Raw genomic sequence first — 24,858 nt, forward strand, 5'->3', positions numbered from 1 at the left:
ACTCTAGGACGCTCTCTTATCCCCGGACGAACAGAACGCAGTAGCATCACTTCCCGGCAATCTCTCATTTCAATGAATACTTTCGATCTTGAGAATGAGCGGGGATTATTGACGCGTGCCCAACTGGCGAAGCGGCTTCGCGTGTCTCAGCCAACCGTGAAGGGCTTAACCGATCAAGGAATGCCACACATCCGAATCGGTCGGCAGTTCAGGTACGACTACGGCGAAGTGCTGAAGTGGCTGAAGGCGAAGTCAATTGGAACGTGAATCACACGGTAACACTAGGCAACCCCAGCGCGAACAGCTCTGACTGCGATGTCTGAGGTGATCACTACGTCCCCAGGCGGGTTCTCTCCAATCATCCACTCGACGATGGATTGGATACGATCGCGACCTCTATCGAAGGTCTCTTCTGGGCTGTTATCGCGACCAAAAACAAGCAATGCCTCGTCCGTAATTCGTGCTGTAAAGGTCTCGCCATCCACCTGAAATGGGAAATCGAATGCATCTCGAACAAATACCCTCGTAGGAGCTACTTGCGGAAAAACGAATCGTGACCCAGCCGACATATTCTCACTCCTACTGGATTGCAGAAGACTGTGATGCATCTCTATCAGGCCTTCTTCTGTTTTTCGACAGCGTCAATTGCCCGATCCGCAGCATCATCAAGCTGAATCCTGATCCAATCGGTTAGCGTCCGACGATCCAGTTCAGCGGCGTGTTCCCATCGCTCTCGCTGGGAATCAGAACATCGAATGTGAACCTGCTGGGCTTTTGTTGTCATGCACCAGATTCTGAATTTTGGTACGGACACAGTCAAATTCATTGACTCACATTGTCACTGTTTGGTACACATTGTGTTATCTGGCTTGTCGCGGAGCCGGTGACGCTTACAATCGGAATCAACGGCGAAAGCTGTTATCCACCCGGCTGCAGGAGACCGCGACCTCTTGCACGTCGGGTTTTTTCATGCAATCGCCGGAAGCATGGAAGGCCCACCACCCATGGTCTTTACACGCAATGGAAAACGACCAGTAGTTCATCTGCAGAGCTACGACCTCACCATCGACATCGAGATGGCGACATCGGACAAACTGTTCCGTCGGCTCGAACAGTCAGACGAGGATCTCGACGCATTCGTGGCCGATGCCATCGAGACGAAGCTGAAAGGGGGGGCAGCTTGAAACGGGGATCCGCTCACTACATCCCGACACCGGAAGAGATTGAAGCCGAATGCCGACGCATCCAGGCAACGTGGTCAGAAAAGGAACGTCAGTATCGCCAGTATGGTTACTCGATTTCAGGAGCTCAGTTTAAGAAATGAAAAGCCATCAACGCGAAGCCTACCGGAATTTCCAAACAATCCAGAAACTCTACTCCCGGTCGAAATACTGCCCCGGCTGCGGAATCCAGATGGACCTGAATATGTGCTTCTCCCAACGTCCGCACCTCGTCACTGAGGGAGGCCAGAAGAAGCTCGTCTGTGGTGGTTGTTATCGCGACAATCGCTATACCGATCCGCCGATTGTGGGGGCCAGTTGGTTCCATCACCAGAAGGAGGGGCAATGAGCTATCAGCCATCAGCTTACCAGCGGAAATGGGTTCGCCACCTGAAGCATCAGCACACGACAGAGCGGCTGTTACGGCAGTCGGCGGACTGCCCCAGCTGCGGAGCCGTGATGGATCCGAACGCCAGATACCTGCAGAGGCCGCGCCTGGTGGGGCTCTCCAGCGGTCAGAAACTGTATTGTGGGCAATGCGTCCAGGACGGGCGATATCTTGAAGGGGAAACGATTTCTCACTGAAGGTTGAACCCTGCCCCGTGGGCATCTCGCCTGCGGGGCGCATTCTGAAAGCGAGCCATGAGCCAGACCGACACATTCCTTGAACTGCTCGGGAAACAGATTGCGGAGGAAGTGCTGGCTCAACTTACTCCGTACATCGAGGAACTCATCAGTAGTGAACGCATCCTCTACACCGAAGATGAAGCGGCGGCGCTACTCGGGATGGAATCACGATCGCTCGCCGACGAACGGCGGGACGGGCGAATCGTGGGAACGAAAATTCGGCAGGGAAGAGTTCGATATCTTCGGTCCGACCTCATTAAGTACGCGAACGAACGGCGAATCGTGTTGCCGGAACGGACGCACGACAGCATCACTATTCACTGAAAGGCAAGCCATGAACATCAGCGTCTACAAACCGAAGGACCGGGCCAATTATATGGCGCAGTGGTCCGATCCGATAACGGGCCGTCTGGTCAGGAAGTCCACCGGCACACCAGTGAAGCGAGATGCCGAACGCATCGCCGGGCAACTGCTGAAAGAACTCGAGTCTGGCACTTATCACAACGACGTAAGAATCACGTGGGAGGCATTCCGGGAACGGTTCGACGATGAATACCTTCCGGGCGTTACGAACAGCACAGCGGCACGATATCGCACCGTCTTCAACACTCTGGAGAGACACATTAACCCGAAGCTGCTCGCCAGTCTCAACGAATCCACATTGAGCCGGTTCCAATCGCTCTGCAGGAAGGACGGCAATTCAGAAGCCACCATCAAGGCGAACGTCGTGCACCTGCATGCGGCTCTCAATTGGGCTGTGGAACAGAAGCTGATCCCCCGGGCGCCGAAGATGCGAGCACCGAAGAACACTGGCAAGATGAAAGGCCGGAAGATCACAGCGGAGGAATTCGACCGCATGATTGAATCCGTCTCGAAGATGCCGGTCAGGAATCCGGCTGAATGGGAATTCCTGTTGCGGGGGCTCTGGTGGTCCGGGCTGCGACTCGGGGAAGCTCTCAATCTACATTGGACCGACCCGAACAATATTTGCGTGGATCTGGAGAACGAACTCTTGATCATCCAGGCACACGCCCACAAGAAGCAGGAATACAGCGAAACGCCAATGGCTCCGGAATTCGTCGACATGCTGAAGGCGGTTCCAGATGACCAGCGAGAAGGCTACGTGTTCAAGCTCTCTGGGCCGCGTGACAAGTCGCCGCGACCGATCCGCGAAACCGTCTCTGCGACAATCACCGCCATCGGGACGAAGGCTGGCATCAAAGTGAGTGAAACCAAGCGAGCCGGCAAACTGAAAGTGAAGTACGCATCTGCTCACGATCTTCGCCGGTCGTTTGGGGCACGCTGGTCGAAACTGGTCATGCCCACCGAACTGAAGGAACTGATGCGGCACGCCGACATAAAGACCACCATGGATTTCTATGTTGGGCAGGACGCGAGGGAGACCGCGAAGCGGCTGAGGGCGGTCTCTGCTCACAGTTCTACTCACACGCCATCGGAAACAGCGGATTCCGGGGCGATGGACTCAACGCAAAGCATTGCGGAGTCAAGGGTTACAGAAAAGCCCGGCCGGGGCTCGAACCCAGACTAACGGAATCAAAATCCGTTGTGCTACCATTACACCACCGGGCTGTGATGGGAAGATGAGCCGGATTTCTCCGGGGGCAACGCCATCAGTCGGGGCATTTTATTGACCCGTTTCCTCTCTGACAACCCCGACGCAGACAGGTTCGTTGAATCTCATTGGGTGAGGACGAACGCGGCTCAGCGGCTGGAGGCGGCCGCGTCTTTGTCGTTTTGAAAGCGGGTGATCCAGACGAACGGCTTGTTGTTTTCGTCGACCCGCAGTTCCTGAGTCAGCTGCAGTTTTCCGACCAGAGTGCGGAGGGCCAGACTCCAGGAGGTTCTTCGTCGGGGGTAGTCGACGACGATCCGGTTGAAGTCGTAGTTGAGCGAATCGAGGGCGAGGCCGTCGACGAGCACGGGGAGTTTCGTCGCTTCACGGCACTCGTCGAGCATCTGCGTCATCGTCATTTTGTCGATTTCGATCGCCATCGGGAGAAAGAAATCGCGGGCCAGATGCAGTCGGGACAGGCCGAGCGAGTCGGGATCCCAGCCGATCGGCCAGGCGCGGTCGATTTCCTCAGCGGTTTCCACCTGGAGAATGACCGATTCATCCGGCAGCCGTTTGGGTGAGAAGGCGACGCCGTATTCGCGAAGGAGCAGGGCGAAGGCGGTGCCTTTGGCGAAGCCCGTGACGTCGTTCTTGACGGGAGCGATGTCCTCAACCGGACCAATCTCGGCTTTGGCGGCGACTGAGAAGGTAAGCGGATACTTCTCGGGGAGTCCAAGAGCAACGATGGCTGCGGTGAGATCAAGATCCTTCGTGGACGCTTCGACAGGCTTCTGCATCGCGGCGTGAAGGACATCGAACTGGGCCTGAGTCATTCCCCAGAGCGGCTGGCCGGTCGGTGCTCCCTGTGCGCCGTAGGTTCTGAGTTCTTCAATCCACTCCCGCAATTTACCGACGTCATTCCGGGAGAAGCGGCGATCGGGGAACACGATGTCTCCGCCCGGATCGAGCAAACCGGTGGCGGTCACGCGGCGAGTGGTGCCGAACGTCTGCTGTTCGATGCCCGATTTGTCGTTAAACAGCGGCTGGCGAACCCGCACCGGAACTTCGAGCTGGCGAAAGATCTCCGCCCATTGCTGCCCGGCCAGGCCGTTTGTCCGTTCCCGGGACAGCAGCAGTTCGAACTTCACATCGGTATGTAGCGGTTCGTCCGACGTCAGATCCTGAGCCGAGACAGAGGCAGACGGCCTCAATGGGAGCAGTGCTGAGCCGATCGCCAGCGCGATCATCAGCAGAAACGAAAGTGGTGTGCGGAACCGATGGGGCATGAGACGACCTCGTGGGAACGATGTCAGATGAAGTGCTTCTGCGGGAATTCTAGGGGTAAAAATGCTCTCAGGACAAGACGTTTCCTCAACGTTGTGGAGGGACGACAGTCGATGTGGCGTTTTGGCATCATCGGTCGTTGATCAGCTCAAAATCCCCAACGCGATGCGAAATCCCGAAGCCGAGGGGCGGGCGCAAGCTATGGTTTCAGCACGTGAGACTGCGCCGCGTGCGCAGAAAGGCGATTTCTGAGAACACGATGCGGGCGGCAGTGCGAGGGACGGCGATGAATCAGATGCTGAAACGAATCCGAACGAGACTGATGATCATTGCGCTGATCTTCGGGCTGGCGGTGACTTCGCTTCGAGCCGAGGAGCAGATGATTGAACTCGGTGTGGAAGGATCGTCACACGTCGGCCGGCTCGTGCATCACAACGCCCGCGAATGCTGGCTGCTGGAGCGAAACGGGCGGCTGACACAGATCAAAGTCAACAACGTGACGGGATTCCGCGTGCTCGACCAGCCGTTTTCTCCGCTCAGTGCGGTGGAAATGCGATCGGAACTGCGACGCGAATTCGGGACGAGCTTCGAGATCAAAGGAACGAGCAAATATCTCGTGGTCGCGACCGAGGGGAACGCGGACCATTACGGAGAAATGCTCGACCAGTTCTATCGCGAATTTCGCAGTCACTTTTCCGTGCGGGGGTTCGATCTGCCGAGCCCTGAGTTTCCAATGGTCGCGATCGTCTTTCCGGATCAGGAAGAATTCGCGAACTACGCCGCCCGCGACGGGATCCGGGGTGTGGCGGGACTGGCGGGATATTATCACCGGAAAACGAACCGGGTGGCGCTGTTCGATCCGACAACATCCATTGCTTCTGTCCCAGAGTCGATGTCCGGCCGGTCTGAAGTCGTTGCCAGGGTTGGCGGCCAGTCCGGGCTGAAAGAGACGCTTGTTCATGAGGCCACGCATCAAATCGCGTTCAATGTCGGCCTGCATTCCCGGCTCGGCGAAACGCCGAAATGGGTGATCGAGGGGCTGGCCACGGTCTTTGAACACCCGGACATGCGGGGGGCGATGCGGTCGAGCTCGCCGATTCAGCGGATCAATCGGGAACGCTATGTCTGGTTCGGCAACTACGCCCGGGAGCGAAGAGCCGAGCGGGCGTTACACGATCTGATCGCGACCGACATCGATTTCGCGACCCGCACGCTCGATGCCTACAGCGAAGCGTGGGCCTTTTCGTTCTTTCTGATGGAACGGCGGAAAACCGACTACGCGAATTACATGCAGCGGATCTCCCAGCGAGACAGCGTGGGAGAGTATTCGGCTGCGGAGCGGATTCGCGATTTTGAAGAGTCGTTCGGAACAACCATCCAAAAGGTTGAGGTCGAATTCTTACGGTACATCGAAGGGCTGTAGTGGCGGATTGCCGAGAGAACCGGGCAGAGTGATTGACGCACGCGAGGGAATCGCTGAAGATAGGCGGGAATCTTGACGTTCCGAAACCGTGCGGCGGATGTTCCGGCCACGAGATCTGGCGGCCTGCTGCCGGCGGAACGTTCGACTGATATCTGCAATTCGAGAGGAAGAAACTGATGATGCGCCTCACGTGCCTGGTGCTGGGTGTTCTGATCTTTGGAGCAAGTTCCGGTGTGGTTTCGGCTGACGACTTCAAGCCGCTGTTCGATGGGGAAACACTCGACGGCTGGGTCCAGAAGGGGGGCGAAGCCGAGTATCGCGTCGAGGACGAACAGATCGTCGGCACCAGCAAGAAGGGAACGCCAAACAGCTTCCTGGCAACCGAGAAGAATTACGACAACTTCGAGCTGATCCTCGAATTCAAGCCGGACGAAACGCTGAATTCTGGCGTCCAGATTCGCAGCAACATGTACGACGAGCCGAAGACATACACCTGGAACGTCGACGGGAAAGAGAAGTCGACCACGGTGAAAGCTGGCCGCGTGCACGGTTATCAGGTGGAAATCGATCCTTCGGCTCGCGCCTGGACCGGGGGAATCTACGACGAAGGACGTCGTGGCTGGCTGAACAACCTGGCTGACAACGAAGCTGCTCGCAAGGCCTTCAAGCCGGGCGAATGGAATGAGTTCCGCGTCGTCGCCAACGGGGACTCCATCAAGACGTTCCTGAACGGCGTTCCGGCTGCCGACCTGAAAGACGACCTGACTTCTGAAGGGTTCATCGCTCTGCAGGTTCACAGCTTCAAAGAAGATGGCCACGAGATCCGCTGGCGAAACATTCGGATTCGTGAACTGCCGTAATCGGCCTGCACGACGCTGAGTTTTATGGCGTCGGAATAACGGAATAGAAGATCGCACGAAGGAGGCGGGACGAGTCCTCCTCCTTCGTTTTCTTTTCGAACTTGAATGAGACGGACGACAGCTGTGGCGAAGTTCGTGGTTAAGCAGCTCTCATGATCCGACTCGATGATTTTCAGGGAACGCCCGAAGACCTGGCGGAGTTTATCACGCCGGTCTGGAGAGAAACCTATCAGGGACGGATGGTGTATCCTGACTGGGCAGGCGACTTCTTTCGCTGGCAGATGCGGTGGGACGCTCCCGGCTCCCGTCGGCACATGATCGCCGCTTACGACGAAGACCGGCTGATCGCGACACTCCTCGGTACGAGCTTTCCGGTTCGCGCAGATAATGAACTGATCCGGGGCTCGATCTGGAGCTGGATGACGATCGATCCGGAATATCGCGGCCGCGGACTGGCCACGCTTCTCGACCGGGATCGCGTGCGGCGACTGCAGGACGAACAGGTCGATCTGATCGTCAGCTATCGCTACTTCGGTTCCCGCCATTCCCTCGCCGAACAGCCGAAGAAGGTCCAGGCGAAACCGAAGAAATTCAATCGCACGGTTGGCTTGTGGGTCCGTGTGCTCGATCCCCGGACGGTGGGCCGCTGGTCTCTGAAAGCGGTGGATGGCTGGATGTCGCGGCTCTCTTTTCCGCTTGCGAAAGTCCCGGGACCGGGAAAACTCGACTCGTTCATCCGTCGCGCGACCGAGCAGGACATTCCGCGCTGCGTGGAACTGGTCCGCGAACAGACAGCCGGCATGCCGTTGACGATGGCCTGGGATGAGTCGACGCTGCGTCATCAACTGTTGGGAAGTCCGCTGGTCACCACGCTGGTCCTTGAGCGATCGGGAGCCGTGGAAGGCTTTGTGAGCTTCCATATTCTCGACTGGGTGGGTCGAATGTCCGGTAAAGTCGGCATCTTTGATTTGATCGTCACCGATCGACTCGGATCCGGGGCAGCCCTGGCACTCATGAATGCGGCTTTCCGCACAATGGTTGAAAAAGGCGCAATCCTTACAGTTAAGGTCCGAACCGGAGATGTCCCAGCTTCTCTAATGTGGCGGTGTTATTTCGTTCCCAGACCGGCCGATTCCCATCTTATACTTCAGTGGGTGAGTCTGAACCGGGAGATTTCCAGCCGTTCCCCGATTCATCTGCTCTGGCGCTGAGAACTGGTTCGCGCTGGAGTTCCATCGCGACGCTAAACAGCAGCTTGGTCTCATGTTTTCTCAACTGATCAGCGCCCACATTCCGACGGCCCTTCGTCCCGGACTCCAACTGGCCAATTCGTGGCAGTTCGGCCAGTTCCACAAGAAGCTGCTCAACGCACCGCAGCAACAGCAGGACTGGCTGATGCGGCGGATTCGCGGCTGCCGGGAGACCGGCTTCGGCCGAGATCATGGCTTCGCCGAGATTCGCACTCTCGAAGACTTCCGCCGACAGGTGCCGGTTTCGGAATACGCTTACTTCGCGCCCTACATCGATGCCGTCGCCGCCGGGCGGACTGAAGCTCTGGTTCCCGCTCATGAGAAACTGCAGCGGTTCACAATTACAACCGGCAGCAGCGGAACTCCCAAGCTCAACCCGGTCACGAATGTCTGGCTCAAGGAACTGAAGCAGGCGTGGGCGATCTGGGGCATGAAGTACTTCGCCGATCATCCCACGCATATTGGCGACAAGGTTCTGCAGATGGCCGGCATCTGGGAGATGGGAAAGACCTCGGGCGGTTACTCCATCAGCATGGTCAGTGCCCTGCTGGCCCGCGTGCAGAATCCGCTGTTGCGACCCTTTTACGCCGTGCCGAGTGATCTGAATGACATCAAAGATCCCGAGGTTCGATATTACACCGCACTGCGACTGACGATCACCGAACGGATCGGCTGGATTCTGCTGATGAATCCTGGAACGCTGATTCGACTTGCCGAGATTGGCGATCAGTACAAAGAGGATCTCATCCGCGATCTGCGGGACGGAACACTTTCGGAACGATTCGACATTCCGCGTTCGTTGCGGGCGCTGCTGGCACGCCGTACCGAGCGCCCCAACGCTCTCGCCGCACAGCAGCTCGAAGCGATCGTCAATCAGACGGGGCGTCTGCTGCCTCGCGATTACTGGAACAAGCCAGTGATCAGTTGCTGGCTCGGTGGAACCGCCGGATATCAGTCGCGATATCTCCACGAATACTTCGGAGATTCGCCGTTGCGGGACATGGGGCTCGTCTCGAGCGAAGGTCGACACACCATCCCGATCGAAGACACCGAACCTCGGGGCGTCCCGTCCCTCACTTCGGGCTTTTATGAATACGTCCCGGTCGAAGAAGCCGGGAAGCCCCATCCGGACGTCGTGGAAGGGCACGAACTGATCGAAGGTCAGGACTACTACCTGCTGATGACGACATCGGCTGGGTATTATCGTTTCAGCATCGGCGACATCGTTCGCTGCCGCGGATTCGTCGGCAAGGCTCCGCTGCTGGAGTTCATTCAGAAAGGGACGCGTGTCGGAGATCTCGAAGGCGAAAAGCTGACCGAACATCAGATCATCGAAGCGGCTCACGATACCGCAGCCGATCTGGGAATCGAACTCGGGCTGTTCACGGCTGTCGCACGGCGTCTGGAGCATCAGCATCCGCGTTATGACTTCCTGGTCGAAGTCGACTCGCTCCCCGATGCGGGTCTCGCTCAGCGGTTCCTGCAATTGCTCGATGAGAAGCTGGAAGGCAAAAACTTCCTGTGGCGGGCGCGACGTCGCGAGGGCGTGCTCGCCAACCCGAACCTGATTCGGTTACCATCCGGACGCTGGGAACAGTACATTGCCGAGGAAGTCGAGCGACGCGGAACCGGAGATTTTCAGTACAAACATCCGGGACTTGTCCTGGACGGAAGCTGGGTCGATCAGTTCACGCCGGTCGATATCATCCCGCTGAAATCGAATTGAGTCGACATCAACGACGAAGAGGAGCAGTCGTGACGGAGCAGCCCGTAATCGTGCTGGCGAGCCGCAATGCCAAGAAGGCGGCCGAGATTGAAGTTCTGCTGCAGGAAGTCGGCGTTTCTGTTCGTCCGGTTTCCGAGTTTCCGTCCGCCACGGAAGTGGAGGAAGACGGAGACAGTTTCCAAGCGAACGCCGAGAAGAAGGCATCACAGGTCGCCCGGCAAACCGGGCACTGGGCCATCGGTGAAGACAGTGGACTTTCGGTTGACGCCCTGAAGGGGGCTCCCGGGATTTATTCCGCCCGCTACAGTGGAGAAGGGGCGACCGATGCCTCGAACAACGAGCATCTGCAGCAGCAGTTGAAAGACGTGCCCGATTCCAAACGGGGAGCCCATTACACGTGCCATGTCGCGCTGGCCGATCCGACGGGAGCCGTGCGTCTTCACGTCGAACGCTACTGCAACGGTCTGATCATCCGGGAAGCCCGAGGCACTAACGGCTTCGGCTACGATCCCTATTTTCTGATCCGCGAGTACGGGAAGACGTTCGGTGAACTCTCCCCGATCGTGAAGAAATGCATCAGCCACCGCGCCCGCGCCTTCCATGAATTCGTCCCGGGGCTTTTGCCGCTGCTGGACGAGATTCGCGCGTCGAAGTAAGTTTCGCAGGCTGAGATCGTCAGCAGGCGTATCGCGACGAATGGACGTGCATCATCAAATGCGGCTTCGTCTCTCCCAGCCTGGTGACCGGCCGGTCTACTTCACGGCGTCGCGGATCGTCTGCCAGGCGAGCAGGGCATCTTTCACCGAGGCGACGTCGTGCACGCGAAGGATGTCGGTGTGTTGCTCGGCCAGGGCGATGGAAACGCCGAGGGTGCCTGCGAGCCGTTCTTCCATCTCGCGATGGAGCAGCTTCTTCAGGAAGCTTTTGCGGGAGTGGCCAATCAGGACGGGGCGCCCTTTGCTACGGATGGCTGCGATCGAAGAGAGAATCTCCAGATTGTGCTGAGCAGTTTTTCCGAAGCCGATACCGGGGTCGAGTACAACGCGTTCCGAAGGAATGCCCTGTTGTCGCAACGTGGCGAGACGATCCTGCAGCCAGTCGTCGATCTCGGCGACGCAGTCTTCATAGTGCGGATTGTCCTGCATCGTCTGGGGCGTGCCCTGAATATGCATGCAGACGACCCCCGCACCGGAATCGCTGCAGACGCCCGGCATGTCGGCATCGAAGGTCAGGCCGGAAATATCGTTCACGATCTCCGCTCCGGCAGCGAGGCTTTGCCGAGCGACTTCGGCTTTGGTCGTGTCGATCGAGATCGGAATCGAAATCTGTCCGGCAAGGCGTTCGATGACCGGAACGACGCGAGCCAGTTCGTCGTCAACGGTAACCGGCTCTGCTCGAGGCCTTGTTGACTCGCCCCCAATGTCGAGAATGTCGGCTCCGTCGCCGACCAGTCGCAGAGCGTGTGCGACGGCTGCATCGGTCTGTTGAAAGTGACCGCCATCGGAAAAACTGTCCGGCGTCACGTTCACGATGCCCATGATGAGCGGTTCGTGTCCGAGCTGGTAATCGCGGCGTCCGAATTTCCAGGCGAGCAGGGGAGCGGTCGAATCAGCAGTCACGGCGAGTCCTCGGCAGTACAGATCGAAAGATCTGTTATAGAACCTGCCGGAATGGGATGCCATCGAAACTCGAAGAAGATCGACGATGAGCCAGTCTGATCGGTCGGACGGAAAGGCGCCGCGAACGTCAAGATCTAAAGCGCTCCGCTGCCGGTCATGACGACGCGAATTGTGCGGAACAGAATCTTGATATCGTTCCAGAAGCAGCAGTTCTGGAGATAGAGGAGATCGTAGACGACCTTGCGGCGAAAGCTTTCGGTGTTGTTATCGTAACCGTTCTCGATCTGAGCCAGGCCCGTCAGACCGGGCTTGAGTCCCAGTCGCTGAACGTAGTTCGGAATCTCTTCTGACAGGCCAGCGATGAACTCCGGCCGTTCCGGACGGGGACCGACCATCGACATCTCGCCGCGAATCACGTTCAGTAACTGCGGCAGTTCATCGAGCCGGGTTTTACGCATGAAGCGTCCGAGAGACGTGACGCGGGGATCGTTCTTCTGAGCAAACTGAGCCCCGTGCTTTTCGGCGTCCGTTCGCATCGTTCGGAACTTGTAGAGCGTGAACTCCCGCCCGTATTTCGCTTTGGTGCGGCGATCGGAGTCGGATGTGCGGCGTTCGCCAAGTTCGGACGGTGGGCCCAGTTCCAGCTGCCGACGATCCGGGCGGTTCTTCCGGAGGTTGAGCCCGACACGCTTCTGCCGAAAGATGGCGGGGCCGGGGGAAGTCAGTTTGACGGCGATCGCGGTCAGCAACATGACGGGAGCCAGCAGGACGAGCAGTGTGCTCGCCACGAGGAGATCCAGACTTCGCTTGGCCAGACGTGTTCGCAGCGACAGACAATGAACGTTTTCACGCGGCAGCGACAAGTGCAGCTGGCTGACCCATTTCGCTTCGATCGATTCGAAGTCGCAGTTCGAGGCATCTCCGTGGCTGTAAGCGACGATGTCTCCGAGTTCCTGTTCCTGCCGATAGACGGGAACGATCATCTCGCCGGGATGCTTAGGCTCCAGGGTGACATTGCTCATGATGATTTTTCGTCGTTTGTAGCTCGCGAGAAGGAGCGTTGGTTCAACTGGTCAGCGACTTCTGATAGTGGAACGGGAATCCACGGTAACGGGGCGCGCCTGTGTGCTGTCAATCCCCATCCTCAGGAACAGATGAGGACTTCAGGAACGTCGGGCAGTTTGTCCGGATTCAAATGGTTCTAACGGTTGCAACGGTTTGTTCACTCAACGGCTTGTCCACTCGGCTGTCGCGAGATCGAGGCGAGCGGAGAGAACGCCGGATTCAATGGAGCGGCCGAACCGTTCACTTCGTGTATGACGTACTGTCCACTGCGGAAGACCACCGGATGCTGGTAGGGAAACTCTTCGAGATGTTCTCGGGGGAAGGTGTCCGGCAGGGCATGGGCAGCCGTTCGATCCGCATACTGTTCCGGCGTCATTCCGTTCTCGAGCAGACTGCTGAGAATGAATCGATGTCCGGAACGGTCCAGGCTTTCGACAATCTCCTCCTGATGATCACGGAAAACCCGCGTCAGGACATCGAGATAGACAAACCGAGTGGAAGGCCTCAGGTCGAGTTCTCGATAGGCATGGACGACATAGACGTTGTGCACTGTCAGTTCGCCGTCTTTCAACTCCTGTTGACTCAGGAAGTCGAGAGCCGGTTGGAGTTCATTCCAGTCGGGCAGCGGAAAATGCTGCAGGCCCGTCTTCACAGCCGGCGTGCTGCCTTCACTCAGGCAAGCCTGCCAGTGCTGGAGCCGGCTCCAGTCCGTCGCCGGACTGAACGCCAACGCGAGCAGCACACAAATCCCCGCCAGCGGAGCCCGCATGCAGGTGCCGGTGTTGAACTGGTTCTGCGATACGATCCGGAAGTCGAGACTGCCACTGACCGCCCGGATGGCGAGGGTCAGAGCCAGCATCACTTCAGGCACGTGGATATAGTCGAACAGATGTTGCAGAAAGAAGGTCTGAAACAACCAGCCCAGGTAGACGGCTGCCAGCAGGGAATCGCTAAGGCGATCTTTCTCGTCTGAAGGACGGCGACAGTTGATCAAGGCCACAACCGCGACCGGCAGGGCGATCAGATGGGCCAGCGTGAACGGATAGAACCGCAGCTGCTGTCTCCAGAGCCGATCCCATGTCCAACGTTCCCGGCCAACTTCAAAGTACGTCGGATTCCATTCGATCGCCATCTCCCAGAAGTGGGGCCATGTGCCCGACGTGATCAACCAGCCCGTTCCCAGACCGCCGATCAGCAGGCCGCCCGACACAACTCCGGTGATGTCCGTGAGAATCCGGGATCGGTCCCGGACGAGAATCCATCCGAGCACAATCGCTGCGAGGGCGGGGATGGCGATAAATGGCTTGATCCAGAATCCGACCGCCCAGATTAGACCTTCGAGGAAGCCCCACCCAAAGATGGAAGCTGCCGAAGCCGTCGGGTCCTGTTGCCGTTCGATCTGACGTCGTCTCAGCAGCAGAGCCAGGAGAGCCGGCAAAAACATCCAGGTGTCGCGCTGGCAGTGGCACCATTCTGAGGTGCCGAAATAGAACCAGAGCAGCATCAGGGCGACAAAGGCCCGTTCAGACATCGGAGGACCCGAACCGGTTCGGGAGTCCGATCGGTACCACAGACAGAGAATGAGCGAGATCAGGCCGACGATGGCCAGGTCGACGCTTTTCAGCGCGTACTCCGACCAGCCGAACAGACTGCGCACGGCAATGTGTGCCCAGACAATCCCCGGCAGATTGGGCTCGACGATATCCCGATACAGAACCCCGCCTTCGAGGACGGTTTCGGCCTGAAGGTCGTAAAGGGCCGGATCCGCAGTGAGGGGCATGCAGAGCATCAGCGGTACGCTGACAATCAACAGCAATCCCAACAGCATCCAGGGAACCAACCCGTATGAGCGTATGTTCGATTTCACATCAACGCCTCATGGTACAATTAGACAGGTTGCGGAAAGACAACACTCGAACATAGCTCACGATTTGTCACGTGGACGGAACCGCGGTCGAAGTTTCTTAAGGTCCAAAACTGTACCTTCGAGTCGCCCGATCCTCATGATCGGCAGAACCCGCAGATGTTTCAGGAACAACGCCGGTCTTCCGTCTTTCCTCCGGTTCTCTCCCGCGGCTCACGGAAACCTGAGCTATCGGTTGAGGACGCGTTGCCTTTTCGCAACACGGAGGAATCTCGCAGTCATTGAGGATTGATCGACTCATGGAAGTAGCTCATCTGCACGAGCTCTCGGAACTGGAGCAGACCTACTGGTGGCACATCGCCAAACGCGAGCTTGTCACCCACTGGTTGCAGGAACATGTTCCCGCTCCGGCTCGCGTGATTGAAGGCGGCATCGGTTCCGCGGGGAATCTGCTGGCCTTTCAGGACCGGGGCTACGACGTCGCCGGGCTCGACATCATGCCCGAGGCGGTTGCTTACGGCAAAGAGCGGGGCATTGAAGATGTTCACGTTCACGATCTGGGACAGCCCTGGCCGTTCGAAGCTGACTCGGCGGATGCGGTCGTTCTGCTCGACGTAATCGAACATGTCGAAGACCCGATCGCCGTGCTCGAACACGCGGCCCGCGTGCTGAAACCGGAAGGCAAACTGTTGTTGACCGTGCCGGCCTATCAATGGCTCTTCGGAACCTGGGATGAGGCACTCGGGCACTATCGCCGCTATACAAGCCGTCGTCTGGAACAGCAGACCGTCGCCGCCGGGTTTCAGACACTGCAGTTGACCCACTGGAATTCATTCACACTCCCAGCCGCCGTCGGCGTCCGCACCTGGCAGAAGCTCTGCCCGCAACGAAAGTCGGCCGAGTTTCCCCGCGTCAGTCCCTTAGTGAATCAGTTGCTGCTCGGCTGTGCCTCGTTCGAGCGGGCCTGCAGTCGTTTTGTGAACATCCCCTGTGGCCTCTCAGTCGCGGGTGTGTTCTCGAAACGTGCCATTCCCGCCGACGTGAATCGGAACCTGTCCCGGTCCATCTCCTCGGTCGAAAGGGGATCTCATGGTCACTGAGCCCCTGCGATCGCCCGACACGGCTCACATTTCCGTTGTCCTGCCGGTCTTCAATGAACGCGATGTTCTCGAAACGCTGGTCGAGCGTATCTCCGACGTCCTGCAACAGGGCGGATGGAACTACGAGATTATCTTTGTGAACGATGGCTCCAGCGACGGCAGCGGCGAACTTCTCGATCAGATCAGTTCGACCCAGGAAGGCGTCACGGCGGTTCATCTCTCTCGCAACTTCGGACATCAGGCCGCCGTGCAGGCGGGGATGGCGCAGGCCAAAGGGGACGCGGTCATTCTGATGGATTCCGATCTTCAGGACGACCCGAACGCGCTGGCCGAGTTTCTGCAGACATGGCAGCGGGGATACGACATCGTTTACGCTGTTCGCACCAAACGGAAAGAACAGCTCTGGAAGCAGTTCCTGTTCAACTCGTTCTATCGTGTGTTGAATGCGGTCTCCAATGTCCGCATTCCGCTCGACGCCGGGAACTTCAGCCTGATGGATCGAGCGGTCGTGGACACGATCAATCGGCTCCCGGAATGCGATCGGTATCTGCCCGGCCTCCGCAGCTGGGCCGGCTATCGGCAGATCGGCGTCGTTGTGGAACGAGCCGCCCGGTACGACGAAACGCCGCGTGTCTCGCTCAAAGGACTCTTCCGTCTTGCCAAGACGGCGATCTTCTCCTTCTCGCACGTGCCGCTGTCGATGTTCTACGCGATCGGAGCCATCTCGTTTCTGGTCTGCTTCGCGATGGCCGGCTTCTCGCTGTATCACAAAATGATTACCGGCCTGGCCATCCCCGGCTGGACATCGACCACGATGATCGTCTCGCTGTTCGGAGCCATCAACGCGATCGGCATCGCCATTCTCGGCGAATACGCGGCTCGAATCTACGACCAGGTCCGTGCCCGACCCACGTACATCATTGACCGCTGCAATTCCAGGCCGGTTGCCCGTGAACACCCCCGGCCGATCACGCTCGACAACTCCCCGGAAACCGAACTCCTCGAATGGGTCGCCCAGAACTGGGGCGACCTTCGCAACATCCAGCGCGTCGACGCCCCGGTTCCACAGAAGTAGACCTGTGCATCACAGTGCGAGGTTCTATACCCACGCTCGCGTGGGCATGCTCGTCAATCGACGTGAAACTCAACGGGGAAGCGAAATCAGGGTGCCACTGCTGGCTTGCCCAGCAGTGCGATCACAACAACGACGACGGATCAGCCTTCAATCCCGCTGCACCAGCAACACGCTCGTATCATCGTGCCGCCCCAGACCGCGGGTATGAGCATGGCTCGCATCGAACAGCGCGGCCAGTGTCTCGTCCAGTGTCCGATCAGACGTCTCGCCGAGAATCCGCTTAATCCCCTTGACGCCGAACTCACACAGCGTCTTCTGACCGTCGTCGAAGGCTTCCGCCAGACCGTCGGTGTAGAGGGTCATACGACATGCTTCCGGCAGTTCGATTTTCTGGCTTTCGTACTCGGCTTCATCCCAGATGCCGAGTGGCATGCCGACAAAATCGGTGGAGCCTCGTTCTTCGATCTCACCGGACTTCAGACACTGAATAATAGGCAACGGATGGCCGGCTGCCGCCCATTCGAACGTATGCTCCTGCGGATCGAGAATGCCGTACAACAGCGTGATGAAGCCACCGTCGTCGTTGACGACCGCCTGCCGGCAGAGATTGTCGTTGATATCGCGCACGAACACCGCCGGGTTGCGGTAACGCTTGGAAGGGAACATCTGGATGAGCGTGTGCAGCGTCATGATCGACATGCACGCCTTCATCCCATGGCCCGAAGCATCGCCGACCAGCAGCGCGATCGTGCCATCCGGCAGGGAGAGCGCGTTGTAATAGTCGCCCCCGGCCATCGTCACGGGAAGCCCGCCCATCACGCTGATTTCCGACGACTCATATCGTCCGGTGATCGCATATCCTTCCGGCACATTGAGCAGCCGGGGGATAATTGATTCCTGCAGCTTGCGGACGGCATCGACCTCCTGCCGCAGCTTGATCGCGATCATCCGTTCCCGCTCAGCTCGAACGGCATCAATTCCGCTTTGCAGCGCCGAATGAAGCAGGAACATGTAGTCCTTATTCGGATCGCGAAGCACGTAGCTCCGCATGCCGGAAGTCAGGAACCGTGCGATCCGATAGACATCCTCCTGGTTCGCCGCTCCCACGACAGGGTGATCGGCCGAGACCTTTCGGAGTTCCTGGAAATAATGAAACGCCGTGTCGGAATCAGGAGAACTGGTCTGAATCAGGAACGCATCCCAGTTCCCGCCGGTCTGGGCCTGCTCCAGAAAACGGTCCCAGCATGTTTCCACCACAACATCCGTGTCATCAACGTTCAGATACAGACTCAGCAGTTCCGCTTCGTCCGTATCATCCCATCCCACCAAGACCCGCATAGAGAACCCGCTTCATTAAGAAATGATAAAAGTGATAGGTAGCGCCAATTCTGATGACTCCCCCCTCCTTTTCGCAAGCATCCAGACACTTTTATGTGTCGGTGGGTCGAATTTGATGGTTCCGGCCGTTAAATCTCCCGCTCGGGCCGCGGATTGTTCGCCCAGTGACCGGTACGGTCCTGACCACGAACCAGCACGCCCTTACCATTCCAGCCCAGATGGGCCCGAACTTCGGCGGCGGCGTAGCGAATCGTCAATGCACACCGGCGGCGGTCCGAATCGTTCGCGTCCGAACCATGTAGCAGCAGATCGGAGTGCATCGAGATCTGTCCGGCCTGCAGATGATTCTCCACAACTGTCCCGTATTGTTCAGGATTGTCGATTGTCTGGTTCAGCACATTGTGTTCGTGCGAATCACTCGGACGGTAGGTCATATGCCCAAAATGATGCGAACCGGCGATGAACTTCATCGGTCCATTCTCAGCGTCGACATCGTCGATCGCCAGCCAGACCGTGAGGGCCTTACTCGGCGTGAGTGGCCAGTAGCTCGAATCCTGGTGCCAGGCGACCTGTTTGCCGTCATGGGGCATCTTGCAGAAGAAGTGGGAGCCCCAGCCGATGACATCGTCGCCGAGCAGATCGGCCACGCAGTCAATGATCCGCCTGTCGTGCATCATGTCCCAGACCGGGCCGTATTTCAGGTGAGCCGAGCTGATCGAGTAGCTGTCGCCCCCCTCCTTCATCACGTTGTCGAGCAACTTGTCGAAGTAGCTTCGAATCTCGTCGATTTCCGACTTGCTGTAGATCGAAATCGGGCGGATATACCCTTCGCGGTTGTAGTGTTCGACCTGTTCGGACGTCAGCGTTTTGGGCGATTCGGCCGGGCTCGGATAGAATTTCAGATCCCGTTCAATCGAATCGAGTTCGGCCTGGTCGGGGACAATTTTATACGATGGATTCTGCATTTCGTGATCCCTCTGGAGCATCTGGAACGCGGCAACTCGTTCAGGAGAAGTGAATTTCCATGATTTTACCCGCCACGCGGCCGACAATACAGCGAGTTCGAAGCCCGTCGCGGCCATTGAACTTGCATTTCACCGCGTCGTGAATACACTTTCCACACATCGCCGCCGTAGCTCAGTTGGTAGAGCAATGCTTTCGTAAAGCATGGGTCGTGTGTTCGAGTCACATCGGCGGCTCTCGAAAAAAGCCCGCAGCAGTCAGGTTTCCCCTCTGCTGCGGGCTTTTTCGTTGTTTGTCGCCAGGATCGCCGCGCGCGCGATAATTTCGAATTCCGTCGTCGAACGCCACGCTTTGAGTTATGATCTGTAACGTTGCACATTCCCCAGAATGCGGAGGCACGTTCAATTGACGGCAGAAGAAATCATTGAACAACTGAATGCAGTTGGCGAACACGTTACGCTTGAAGCAAAAACTGCCTCCAAAGCAATCGGGGACGCACTGCCCGAGACCATCTGCGCCTTCGCTAATACCCAAGGCGGGATTCTAATTCTCGGTGTCGCGAAAGAGAAGAACTCACTGTTCTACAAAGCAGTCGGCGTAGATGATGCTGACGCGATACAGCAGCAGATTGCGTCTTGTTGCAAAACGACATTTGACAGTGCGATTACCGTGCAAATGAGACCGGAAATCGTCCAAGGAAAATGTGTCGTCGTTGTCGAAGTTCGTCAGCGGCCCCCACAGCCCCGCCACTTATTCATTAAGCGGAGAGGCTATCCGGATGGAGTTTACATTCGAGTCGGTGCCGCAGATGAAAAAGGATTCGGTGTCGATCAACTTGAGGACCAAAAAGAACCCGTTATCGAAACTCAGTTCGATTACCAGATCCTGCCGGATGCGTCGATGAGCGAGTTGGAGACGTCCGCGATCCGTCGGTACACTTCGGCCAAGATGGAACGAGATCCTTTTTCGGATGTGGCAGGGATGCCCGACTTAGAACTCATCAAGGGATTGGGGGCTGCGAGGGAAGCGGGCGGGAAAACCGTGCCAACTCGGTTTGGTATACTAGCATTCGGAGGCACTAATTCCCTGAGAGAGCATTTCCCTTTTGCGCGTGTCGACATTGTCCGTGTTCCCGGTTGTCAATGGATACCTGATCCGGGGCAAGAAGACTTTCACGAGACCTTCGAGTTTCGGGAGACACTTCAAAAGTTGGTGCATGATGTTGCCAACACCCTGATATCGTACATGCCGAGATTTCCAGTAACGTCCCACAACGGACTAATTCGGCAGGACGTACCTAAGGTACAAGGTCGAATAATACGTGAAGTGATTGTTAACGCAATCATGCATCGGTCGTACCGGGAACAGAGCCAGATTCGAATTGTGTGTTATGACAACCGAATCGAAGTACAGAATCCTGGAACATCCTTAGTTGAAATTGATCAGCTTGGAAATAACGTCTCCAGGAATAGGAATCCTCGTATTGCGAGCTATCTACACGACCTCGGTCTGGCAGAAAACAAAGCTTCCGGTATCGGCACTCTTCGACGTAAGATGAATCAGTTTGGGTTTCCTCCGCCCGTTTTTTTGAATGATGCGATAAACTCCAAGTTCACGGCAACTCTAATATTACGTAGTCTGCATTCAAAGGAGAACGACGCTTGGATCGACCAGTTTTCTCCTCTCGAATTAAGTGACAAGGACCGCGATCTTCTCGTCATAATAAGAGAACTCAATGGGATTGCCTCAATGAGCGTCAGGAGTATTTACCTCTGTACGGAAAAAGAGTCGCTTGAACGCCTCGGAAGACTCGAGTCCAAAGGTCTACTTGTTCGACATCAGAGATCGACAGGGAAATATTTTTCACCCTCTGATGCTATGCTTTACCCATGCAGTCATGGTTGGTCTCGCGATTCGTGTCTGGGGACATCGATTACTCCATCACCCGACGCCAATACGACGCCGATCGATGTGCTTGATCTACCAGATCCACCACCGTACATCCAGCGGCAGATCGATCTTTTACGGGATCGTTCGTCCCGGGTTCATTTGACGTGGATCATTCTCTCCTTATGTGACTGGCGCGCTCTTCAGCCGTTTGCCATCAGTGCCTACGTTAAGCGAGACCAAGAGTTTCTTCGAACTGTTATCATCGCTGACCTGCTTCGCGATGACCTTTTGGCAATCAATGGGAATCGATTGAGTCCGACGCTTGCTTACTACACTACGCAAGCGGGGCAACGATGGCTCGTCTCGAATGTTCCCGACACGACCGACAGTGGAGCGTAGGCTGCATTACGGCGTATCACGAAGCTCAGGCAGTATCCAAGGGTCGCGAGTTACCGTCAGCAGAAATTCCCGCTGCAGCTCATCCAGCATCCATTCGAGGATGAGGGAAACAATCCGGCTGACGATCGCCTGCAGAATCAGTTCTCCCAACCCCGGGAACAGGCGATACCGCCGCTGCTGCTCCAAGAGCCGCCTGCGAAGCTGACGGCGATTCCCCCGGGGGGTTTCCAGATGGATCCGCACCGCCAGGCCGACCAGTTTCTCCAGATCCTCGGCGGCGACATTCCAGCGGCGAACCCGAGTCTGGGCATCGGCCAACAGCTTTCCGAACGCCTTTCGAGAGACCTGCGTCATTGAAGCAAACTCTCCTGCTCATAATTCCACAAATTCCTGTCAACCAGCTTGGCTGGCGGAGCCGGAAAGCACCGGTTCATCCACGCAATGAATTGTTGATGCGACAGAAATCCGGTCCACCGCGAGACGACTTCTCCCTCGCGATAGACAACGAACTCCGGCACGATCCCTGTCCGAACCTGCTCGATCCGCAGATGGTTCTCCGCCGCTGATCCGACGTGCCATCCCGAGGCGATCAATCGGGGAATCACCTCGGCTTCAAACCGCCGGCAGGCCGGGCAGTTCTCCGCCGTCCGCATCACCACCTGCCCGGACGGTCGGGCCTCAGCTGTGAAGCCTTGTCCGCTCCCGGACAGCAGGCAGGTGATGATCAACATCCTTCTCATCGTTCTGGTCCTTCCTTCATTCAGCCCAGAAGCGGCATGGACTCGTAGTTCCACGTCCGCGGGTGCGGCTGTTCGATTTCTGAGACGACAAAGAACTCCGAGAAGGACGAGCGGATCATCGAATCGACCGCCCGCATGTGCCAGCGGGCCCAGCCCTGATCTCCCCAGCCCGCTCCCCAGCTGTTGAGCATCAGCAGATAGTCACCTTCGTAACCCAGCAGACAGATCGCATGGCCGCCCCCGCCACCGCCGACGCGATACTGATCGATCACCGGGGCATCCATCGATCGGTCCCACATGATTCCGAGATAAACCGGATACCCGGAACCGATCGCCTGGCGACATTCCTCAGCCGAAGAAACCGGTGCATGAGCCAGCAGCTGATGCTTTTCCGCCGCCGGCCAGCACTCATCAGGAATGCGTGTGACATAGCGCCCCGGAAACGGGAACAGAGCATCGGGACAGTTTCCGTACTTCCGCGACGCCTTGATTCCGCCGCTGATGGTCGCCCCGCTGTCACCGCCGAGCAGGTTGTCCTCTTTCTGTCCCGACAGATAGGCGAACATCGGCGAGAACTGAATCCCTTCGCCGCCAATCCCGTTCGATAGCGCCTCCATGCAGTAAGACCGCGAGAATCCGCTGCACGCGCCCACCTGTCCCTGATCCTTCACGCCGATCTTTCCTCGAGGATCGACCTGCTCCGGCAGCTGCGACATCGGCAGATATTCAAAGCGACTCGACCGTCCATACAGGAAGCTCCTGTCTTCCCGATCCGCCCGCCAGCCCAGTGCCCGTCCCACAGAACCTTCACTCACAATGCTTCCCCCTGCTTCTTCCAGTACGCCGCCGCCCGCTCCGGCGACCAGCCTTCACCCCCGAGTTGAGCTGCGTCTTCGTTCAGGAGTTGAAACGCCTCTTCGCGAACCAGCCGCGACTGCTCCTGAATGAAGCGGTTCGTCTCGAGCTCTGTACTCAGTTCCCCGGTTTCCAGCTTCGCCGACACATCCAGCAGCAACGCTCTCAACTCCCGTTGATACACATCGAACACCTCTCGAATCACGGCCTCTTTCGGGTCCGCCGGTTTCCGATCCGCATCGTCACGTTCAACCGGCGGAAGGCAGCCAGCCGCCAGGACAAGCCACAGCGACAGCAGTCGACTTCTACGCATTTCCATTCTCCTTCCGCCGCTGTTCGGCCAGTTCATCGAGCAGCTGATTCAACCGGGTGAGTAGCCAGCCTCGCACGGTTTGCTGAATCGAACTCGCCACCCAGAACATCACCGGCAAGCCTGTCAGCAGGCCAAGATACAGCAGCGTCATCCAGTGCAGCCCGCTCCGTTCGTAAGCCATGCCGGCCAGCAGCCCCAAGGCGGCATACATAATCGTTCCCATTCCCCTAGCGACCGGCAGCATGATCACTCAGCCAGTCTTTGAGAGTGACCAGAGCCGGCCCGATGACCCCGGTCAGGATCAGCGAGATTGCTCCGTTCTCGGTTTCCAGACTCGGCAACGCCCCGGCCAGATTCCCCACGAAGACGATCAGGGCCGACAACCCCGACGTCACAACAACGTTCCAGACATCGTTCTGGTCCAACTCGTAAGCTCTTGAACTTCCCTTGCTGTACAACATTCGGTTCCCTTCTTCATTGCTGTTCAAACTGTCGCTGAAACATCTCTCGCACGAACTCTCCCCAGTCATCCAGCCACTGCGACCCGCGGCCGGTATGATGGGCGATCTCTTCAATACGCCGTTCCTGTGTCCGCAACGCCTCGCGGATCTCCTCGGCTGTTCGCGAGATCGCCCGGGTTGAGTCGGCAATCAACTCCTGCGCCTGTGCTTCCCGTTCGATCGCCTCCAGCTTCTTCAACAGCCACTGCTGAATCGGCAACTGAATCCAGGCCGGCGGTTTCCACAGTCCGTAAACCAGCACCAGCGCCGCCCCAATTACCAGGAACAACGCCAGCCCGTGATCGCCGATAAATGCCCCGATCTGATTCAGATCAATCTCCATCTCCGCCCCCTCCTTCCCAGGCTGCTCTCTATCCCTCACCCGACCGGTGCGCCTGATCAGGGCCAGACGGCTACTTGAGAGCGGTCCCTCAGTGCGCTATGATCCTCTGCGACGACAGCGCAGAACGGTTTCCTTCCGCTGAGGAGCCCGATCCGCAGGCGTCGAATCGTGTTCAGACACCAGCCGTCTGAAAAAGCACAGTTCATCACCGCCTTCAATCAGCGAGGCGGCTACGATATTTCCCACGGAGCAATCAGATGTATCTCGTCATCGCCTGCAGTCTGAAGTCGACCAGCAAAAGCCTCGTGCTCGCCGAAGCCGCCGAGCGGAGCCTGCACTCACTCGGACGCGAGGTCGAACTGATCAACCTCCGCGACTACCCGCTCCCCTTCTGCGATGCCGAGGGGGCCTACGGCGATCCCAATGTGAAAACACTGGCGACCAAGATCCTCGAAGCCGAGGGGATTCTCATCGCCTGTCCGATCTACAACTACGGCGTCAACTCGGCTTTGAAAAACCTGATCGAGCTGACCGGTCAGAACTGGCAGGAGAAAGTGATCGGCTTCCTTTGTGCAGCGGGCGGCACGAGCAGCTACATGTCGATCATGGGACTGGCCAATAGTCTGATGCTCGACTTCCGCTGCTTCATTCTGCCGAAGTTTGTCTACGCGACCGGAGCCGCCTTCGATGAGGCCCGCATTTCGGATGAAGGCATCGAGCAACGCATCTCCGAACTCGGACACACCATGATCCGCATCTCAACCGCGGTTCGCGAGAATCCGTAGCGTTTCAGGAGATGGCTTGGGCTTTCCCGTCCGGAGGCAACAGCCT

Annotated in this window: 29 protein-coding genes and 2 tRNA genes; 17 read left to right on the top strand and 14 right to left on the bottom strand. The window is 57.6% G+C overall.

Features of this window, described 5'->3' with window-relative positions:
• The first annotated feature begins 72 nt into the window (after nt 1-72).
• From L1A08_RS23000 to L1A08_RS15015, 7 genes are all read left to right on the top strand, one after another.
• Complete coding sequence (locus tag L1A08_RS23000; protein ID WP_390896894.1) at nt 73-267, top strand: helix-turn-helix domain-containing protein; 195 nt, start codon at nt 73-75, stop codon at nt 265-267.
• A gap of 737 nt (nt 268-1,004) precedes the next feature.
• Nucleotides 1,005-1,184 carry a hypothetical protein gene (locus tag L1A08_RS14990; RefSeq protein WP_238757256.1) on the top strand — a complete coding sequence of 60 codons (180 nt, stop codon included), beginning with the start codon at nt 1,005-1,007 and terminating at the stop codon, nt 1,182-1,184.
• On the top strand, nt 1,181-1,324 hold the full coding sequence (locus L1A08_RS14995) for a hypothetical protein (protein WP_238757257.1): 144 nt from the start codon (nt 1,181-1,183) through the stop codon (nt 1,322-1,324). The genes L1A08_RS14990 and L1A08_RS14995 overlap by 4 nt, the downstream gene beginning before the upstream one ends.
• Nucleotides 1,321-1,569, top strand: a complete 249-nt coding sequence (locus L1A08_RS15000) for a hypothetical protein (protein WP_238757258.1) — start codon at nt 1,321-1,323, stop codon at nt 1,567-1,569. The genes L1A08_RS14995 and L1A08_RS15000 overlap by 4 nt, the downstream gene beginning before the upstream one ends.
• Nucleotides 1,566-1,805, top strand: a complete 240-nt coding sequence (locus L1A08_RS15005) for a hypothetical protein (RefSeq protein WP_238757259.1) — start codon at nt 1,566-1,568, stop codon at nt 1,803-1,805. The genes L1A08_RS15000 and L1A08_RS15005 overlap by 4 nt, the downstream gene beginning before the upstream one ends.
• A 57-nt stretch (nt 1,806-1,862) precedes the next feature.
• Entirely contained in the window at nt 1,863-2,171 is a 309-nt protein-coding gene (locus L1A08_RS15010; protein ID WP_238757260.1) for a helix-turn-helix domain-containing protein, read from the top strand.
• Between the two features lie 10 nt (nt 2,172-2,181).
• Complete coding sequence (locus tag L1A08_RS15015) at nt 2,182-3,396, top strand: tyrosine-type recombinase/integrase (RefSeq protein ID WP_238757261.1); 1,215 nt, start codon at nt 2,182-2,184, stop codon at nt 3,394-3,396.
• Here L1A08_RS15015 and L1A08_RS15020 read toward each other — a convergent pair.
• Together L1A08_RS15020 and L1A08_RS15025 are read right to left on the bottom strand one after the other, a co-directional pair.
• Nucleotides 3,367-3,437: transfer RNA gene (locus L1A08_RS15020), tRNA-Gln, on the bottom strand. The genes L1A08_RS15015 and L1A08_RS15020 overlap by 30 nt on opposite strands.
• Before the next feature lie 132 nt (nt 3,438-3,569).
• Nucleotides 3,570-4,706 carry a hypothetical protein gene (locus tag L1A08_RS15025; protein WP_238757262.1) on the bottom strand — a complete coding sequence of 379 codons (1,137 nt, stop codon included), beginning with the start codon at nt 4,704-4,706 and terminating at the stop codon, nt 3,570-3,572.
• A gap of 320 nt (nt 4,707-5,026) precedes the next feature.
• Between L1A08_RS15025 and L1A08_RS15030 the strand changes: the two genes are divergently transcribed.
• The 5 genes from L1A08_RS15030 (at nt 5,027) to rdgB (ending at nt 10,619) form a co-directional block, all read left to right on the top strand.
• The gene (locus tag L1A08_RS15030; RefSeq protein WP_238757263.1) at nt 5,027-6,127 is read left to right on the top strand and encodes a DUF1570 domain-containing protein; all 1,101 of its coding nucleotides are present in this window, start codon (nt 5,027-5,029) and stop codon (nt 6,125-6,127) included.
• 176 nt (nt 6,128-6,303) lie between these two features.
• Nucleotides 6,304-6,987, top strand: a complete 684-nt coding sequence (locus L1A08_RS15035) for a 3-keto-disaccharide hydrolase (protein ID WP_238757264.1) — start codon at nt 6,304-6,306, stop codon at nt 6,985-6,987.
• Between the two features lie 152 nt (nt 6,988-7,139).
• Nucleotides 7,140-8,198 (top strand): GNAT family N-acetyltransferase, encoded by a 1,059-nt coding sequence (locus tag L1A08_RS15040; RefSeq protein ID WP_238757265.1) that lies wholly within the window; start codon nt 7,140-7,142, stop codon nt 8,196-8,198.
• 52 nt (nt 8,199-8,250) lie between these two features.
• Nucleotides 8,251-9,963 (top strand): GH3 auxin-responsive promoter family protein, encoded by a 1,713-nt coding sequence (locus L1A08_RS15045; protein ID WP_238757266.1) that lies wholly within the window; start codon nt 8,251-8,253, stop codon nt 9,961-9,963.
• A 29-nt stretch (nt 9,964-9,992) separates the two neighbouring features.
• Nucleotides 9,993-10,619 carry an RdgB/HAM1 family non-canonical purine NTP pyrophosphatase gene (rdgB, locus tag L1A08_RS15050; RefSeq protein ID WP_238757267.1) on the top strand — a complete coding sequence of 209 codons (627 nt, stop codon included), beginning with the start codon at nt 9,993-9,995 and terminating at the stop codon, nt 10,617-10,619.
• Between the two features lie 96 nt (nt 10,620-10,715).
• Here the strand turns inward: rdgB and folP are convergent, their stop codons facing one another.
• The 3 genes from folP to L1A08_RS15065 all read right to left on the bottom strand — a co-directional run bounded on the left by folP (nt 10,716) and on the right by L1A08_RS15065 (nt 14,475).
• On the bottom strand, nt 10,716-11,582 hold the full coding sequence (folP, locus tag L1A08_RS15055) for a dihydropteroate synthase (RefSeq protein WP_238757268.1): 867 nt from the start codon (nt 11,580-11,582) through the stop codon (nt 10,716-10,718).
• Between the two features lie 134 nt (nt 11,583-11,716).
• Nucleotides 11,717-12,604: a sugar transferase gene (locus tag L1A08_RS15060; RefSeq protein WP_315860591.1), complete on the bottom strand. Its 888-nt coding sequence runs from the start codon at nt 12,602-12,604 to the stop codon at nt 11,717-11,719.
• A 200-nt stretch (nt 12,605-12,804) separates the two neighbouring features.
• Nucleotides 12,805-14,475 (bottom strand): hypothetical protein, encoded by a 1,671-nt coding sequence (locus tag L1A08_RS15065; protein WP_238757269.1) that lies wholly within the window; start codon nt 14,473-14,475, stop codon nt 12,805-12,807.
• A gap of 335 nt (nt 14,476-14,810) precedes the next feature.
• Here L1A08_RS15065 and L1A08_RS15070 point away from each other — a divergent pair, with 335 nt between their 5' ends.
• Together L1A08_RS15070 and L1A08_RS15075 are read left to right on the top strand one after the other, a co-directional pair.
• Nucleotides 14,811-15,611 carry a class I SAM-dependent methyltransferase gene (locus L1A08_RS15070; protein WP_238757270.1) on the top strand — a complete coding sequence of 267 codons (801 nt, stop codon included), beginning with the start codon at nt 14,811-14,813 and terminating at the stop codon, nt 15,609-15,611.
• Entirely contained in the window at nt 15,601-16,686 is a 1,086-nt protein-coding gene (locus L1A08_RS15075) for a glycosyltransferase family 2 protein (RefSeq protein WP_238757271.1), read from the top strand. The genes L1A08_RS15070 and L1A08_RS15075 overlap by 11 nt, the downstream gene beginning before the upstream one ends.
• 147 nt (nt 16,687-16,833) lie before the next feature.
• On the opposite strand, the gene L1A08_RS15080 is transcribed toward L1A08_RS15075, so the two are convergent.
• Together L1A08_RS15080 and L1A08_RS15085 are read right to left on the bottom strand one after the other, a co-directional pair.
• A complete protein-coding gene (locus tag L1A08_RS15080; RefSeq protein WP_238757272.1) occupies nt 16,834-18,024 on the bottom strand; it encodes a PP2C family protein-serine/threonine phosphatase in 1,191 nt (396 codons plus the stop codon).
• A 128-nt stretch (nt 18,025-18,152) separates the two neighbouring features.
• A complete protein-coding gene (locus L1A08_RS15085; RefSeq protein WP_238757273.1) occupies nt 18,153-18,989 on the bottom strand; it encodes a phytanoyl-CoA dioxygenase family protein in 837 nt (278 codons plus the stop codon).
• Between the two features lie 161 nt (nt 18,990-19,150).
• Here L1A08_RS15085 and L1A08_RS15090 point away from each other — a divergent pair.
• Both L1A08_RS15090 and L1A08_RS15095 read left to right on the top strand, forming a co-directional pair.
• A tRNA-Thr gene (locus tag L1A08_RS15090) sits at nt 19,151-19,223 on the top strand.
• 169 nt (nt 19,224-19,392) lie between these two features.
• Nucleotides 19,393-21,276 (top strand): ATP-binding protein, encoded by a 1,884-nt coding sequence (locus tag L1A08_RS15095; RefSeq protein ID WP_238757274.1) that lies wholly within the window; start codon nt 19,393-19,395, stop codon nt 21,274-21,276.
• A gap of 6 nt (nt 21,277-21,282) precedes the next feature.
• Here the strand turns inward: L1A08_RS15095 and L1A08_RS15100 are convergent, their stop codons facing one another.
• The 7 genes from L1A08_RS15100 to L1A08_RS15130 are packed head-to-tail and all read right to left on the bottom strand — an operon-like array spanning nt 21,283 to nt 24,027.
• Nucleotides 21,283-21,630, bottom strand: a complete 348-nt coding sequence (locus L1A08_RS15100; RefSeq protein ID WP_238757275.1) for a hypothetical protein — start codon at nt 21,628-21,630, stop codon at nt 21,283-21,285.
• A complete protein-coding gene (locus tag L1A08_RS15105) occupies nt 21,627-22,016 on the bottom strand; it encodes a hypothetical protein (RefSeq protein WP_238757276.1) in 390 nt (129 codons plus the stop codon). The genes L1A08_RS15100 and L1A08_RS15105 overlap by 4 nt, the downstream gene beginning before the upstream one ends.
• Before the next feature lie 20 nt (nt 22,017-22,036).
• Nucleotides 22,037-22,831, bottom strand: coding sequence for a C1 family peptidase (locus tag L1A08_RS15110; protein ID WP_238757277.1), 795 nt, complete (start codon nt 22,829-22,831; stop codon nt 22,037-22,039).
• The gene (locus L1A08_RS15115; protein WP_238757278.1) at nt 22,828-23,184 is read right to left on the bottom strand and encodes a hypothetical protein; all 357 of its coding nucleotides are present in this window, start codon (nt 23,182-23,184) and stop codon (nt 22,828-22,830) included. The genes L1A08_RS15110 and L1A08_RS15115 overlap by 4 nt, the downstream gene beginning before the upstream one ends.
• Entirely contained in the window at nt 23,177-23,428 is a 252-nt protein-coding gene (locus L1A08_RS15120) for a hypothetical protein (RefSeq protein ID WP_238757279.1), read from the bottom strand. The genes L1A08_RS15115 and L1A08_RS15120 overlap by 8 nt, the downstream gene beginning before the upstream one ends.
• Nucleotides 23,412-23,645, bottom strand: a complete 234-nt coding sequence (locus L1A08_RS15125; protein ID WP_238757280.1) for a hypothetical protein — start codon at nt 23,643-23,645, stop codon at nt 23,412-23,414. The genes L1A08_RS15120 and L1A08_RS15125 overlap by 17 nt, the downstream gene beginning before the upstream one ends.
• A gap of 13 nt (nt 23,646-23,658) precedes the next feature.
• Nucleotides 23,659-24,027, bottom strand: coding sequence for a hypothetical protein (locus L1A08_RS15130; protein ID WP_238757281.1), 369 nt, complete (start codon nt 24,025-24,027; stop codon nt 23,659-23,661).
• Between the two features lie 257 nt (nt 24,028-24,284).
• On the opposite strand from L1A08_RS15130, the gene L1A08_RS15135 reads away from it, so the two are divergent.
• Entirely contained in the window at nt 24,285-24,812 is a 528-nt protein-coding gene (locus L1A08_RS15135; RefSeq protein WP_238757282.1) for an NADPH-dependent FMN reductase, read from the top strand.
• The last annotated feature ends 46 nt before the right edge of the window (nt 24,813-24,858 follow it).

The organism is Rubinisphaera margarita (assembly GCF_022267515.1).
GTDB classification, from domain to species: domain Bacteria; phylum Planctomycetota; class Planctomycetia; order Planctomycetales; family Planctomycetaceae; genus Rubinisphaera; species Rubinisphaera margarita.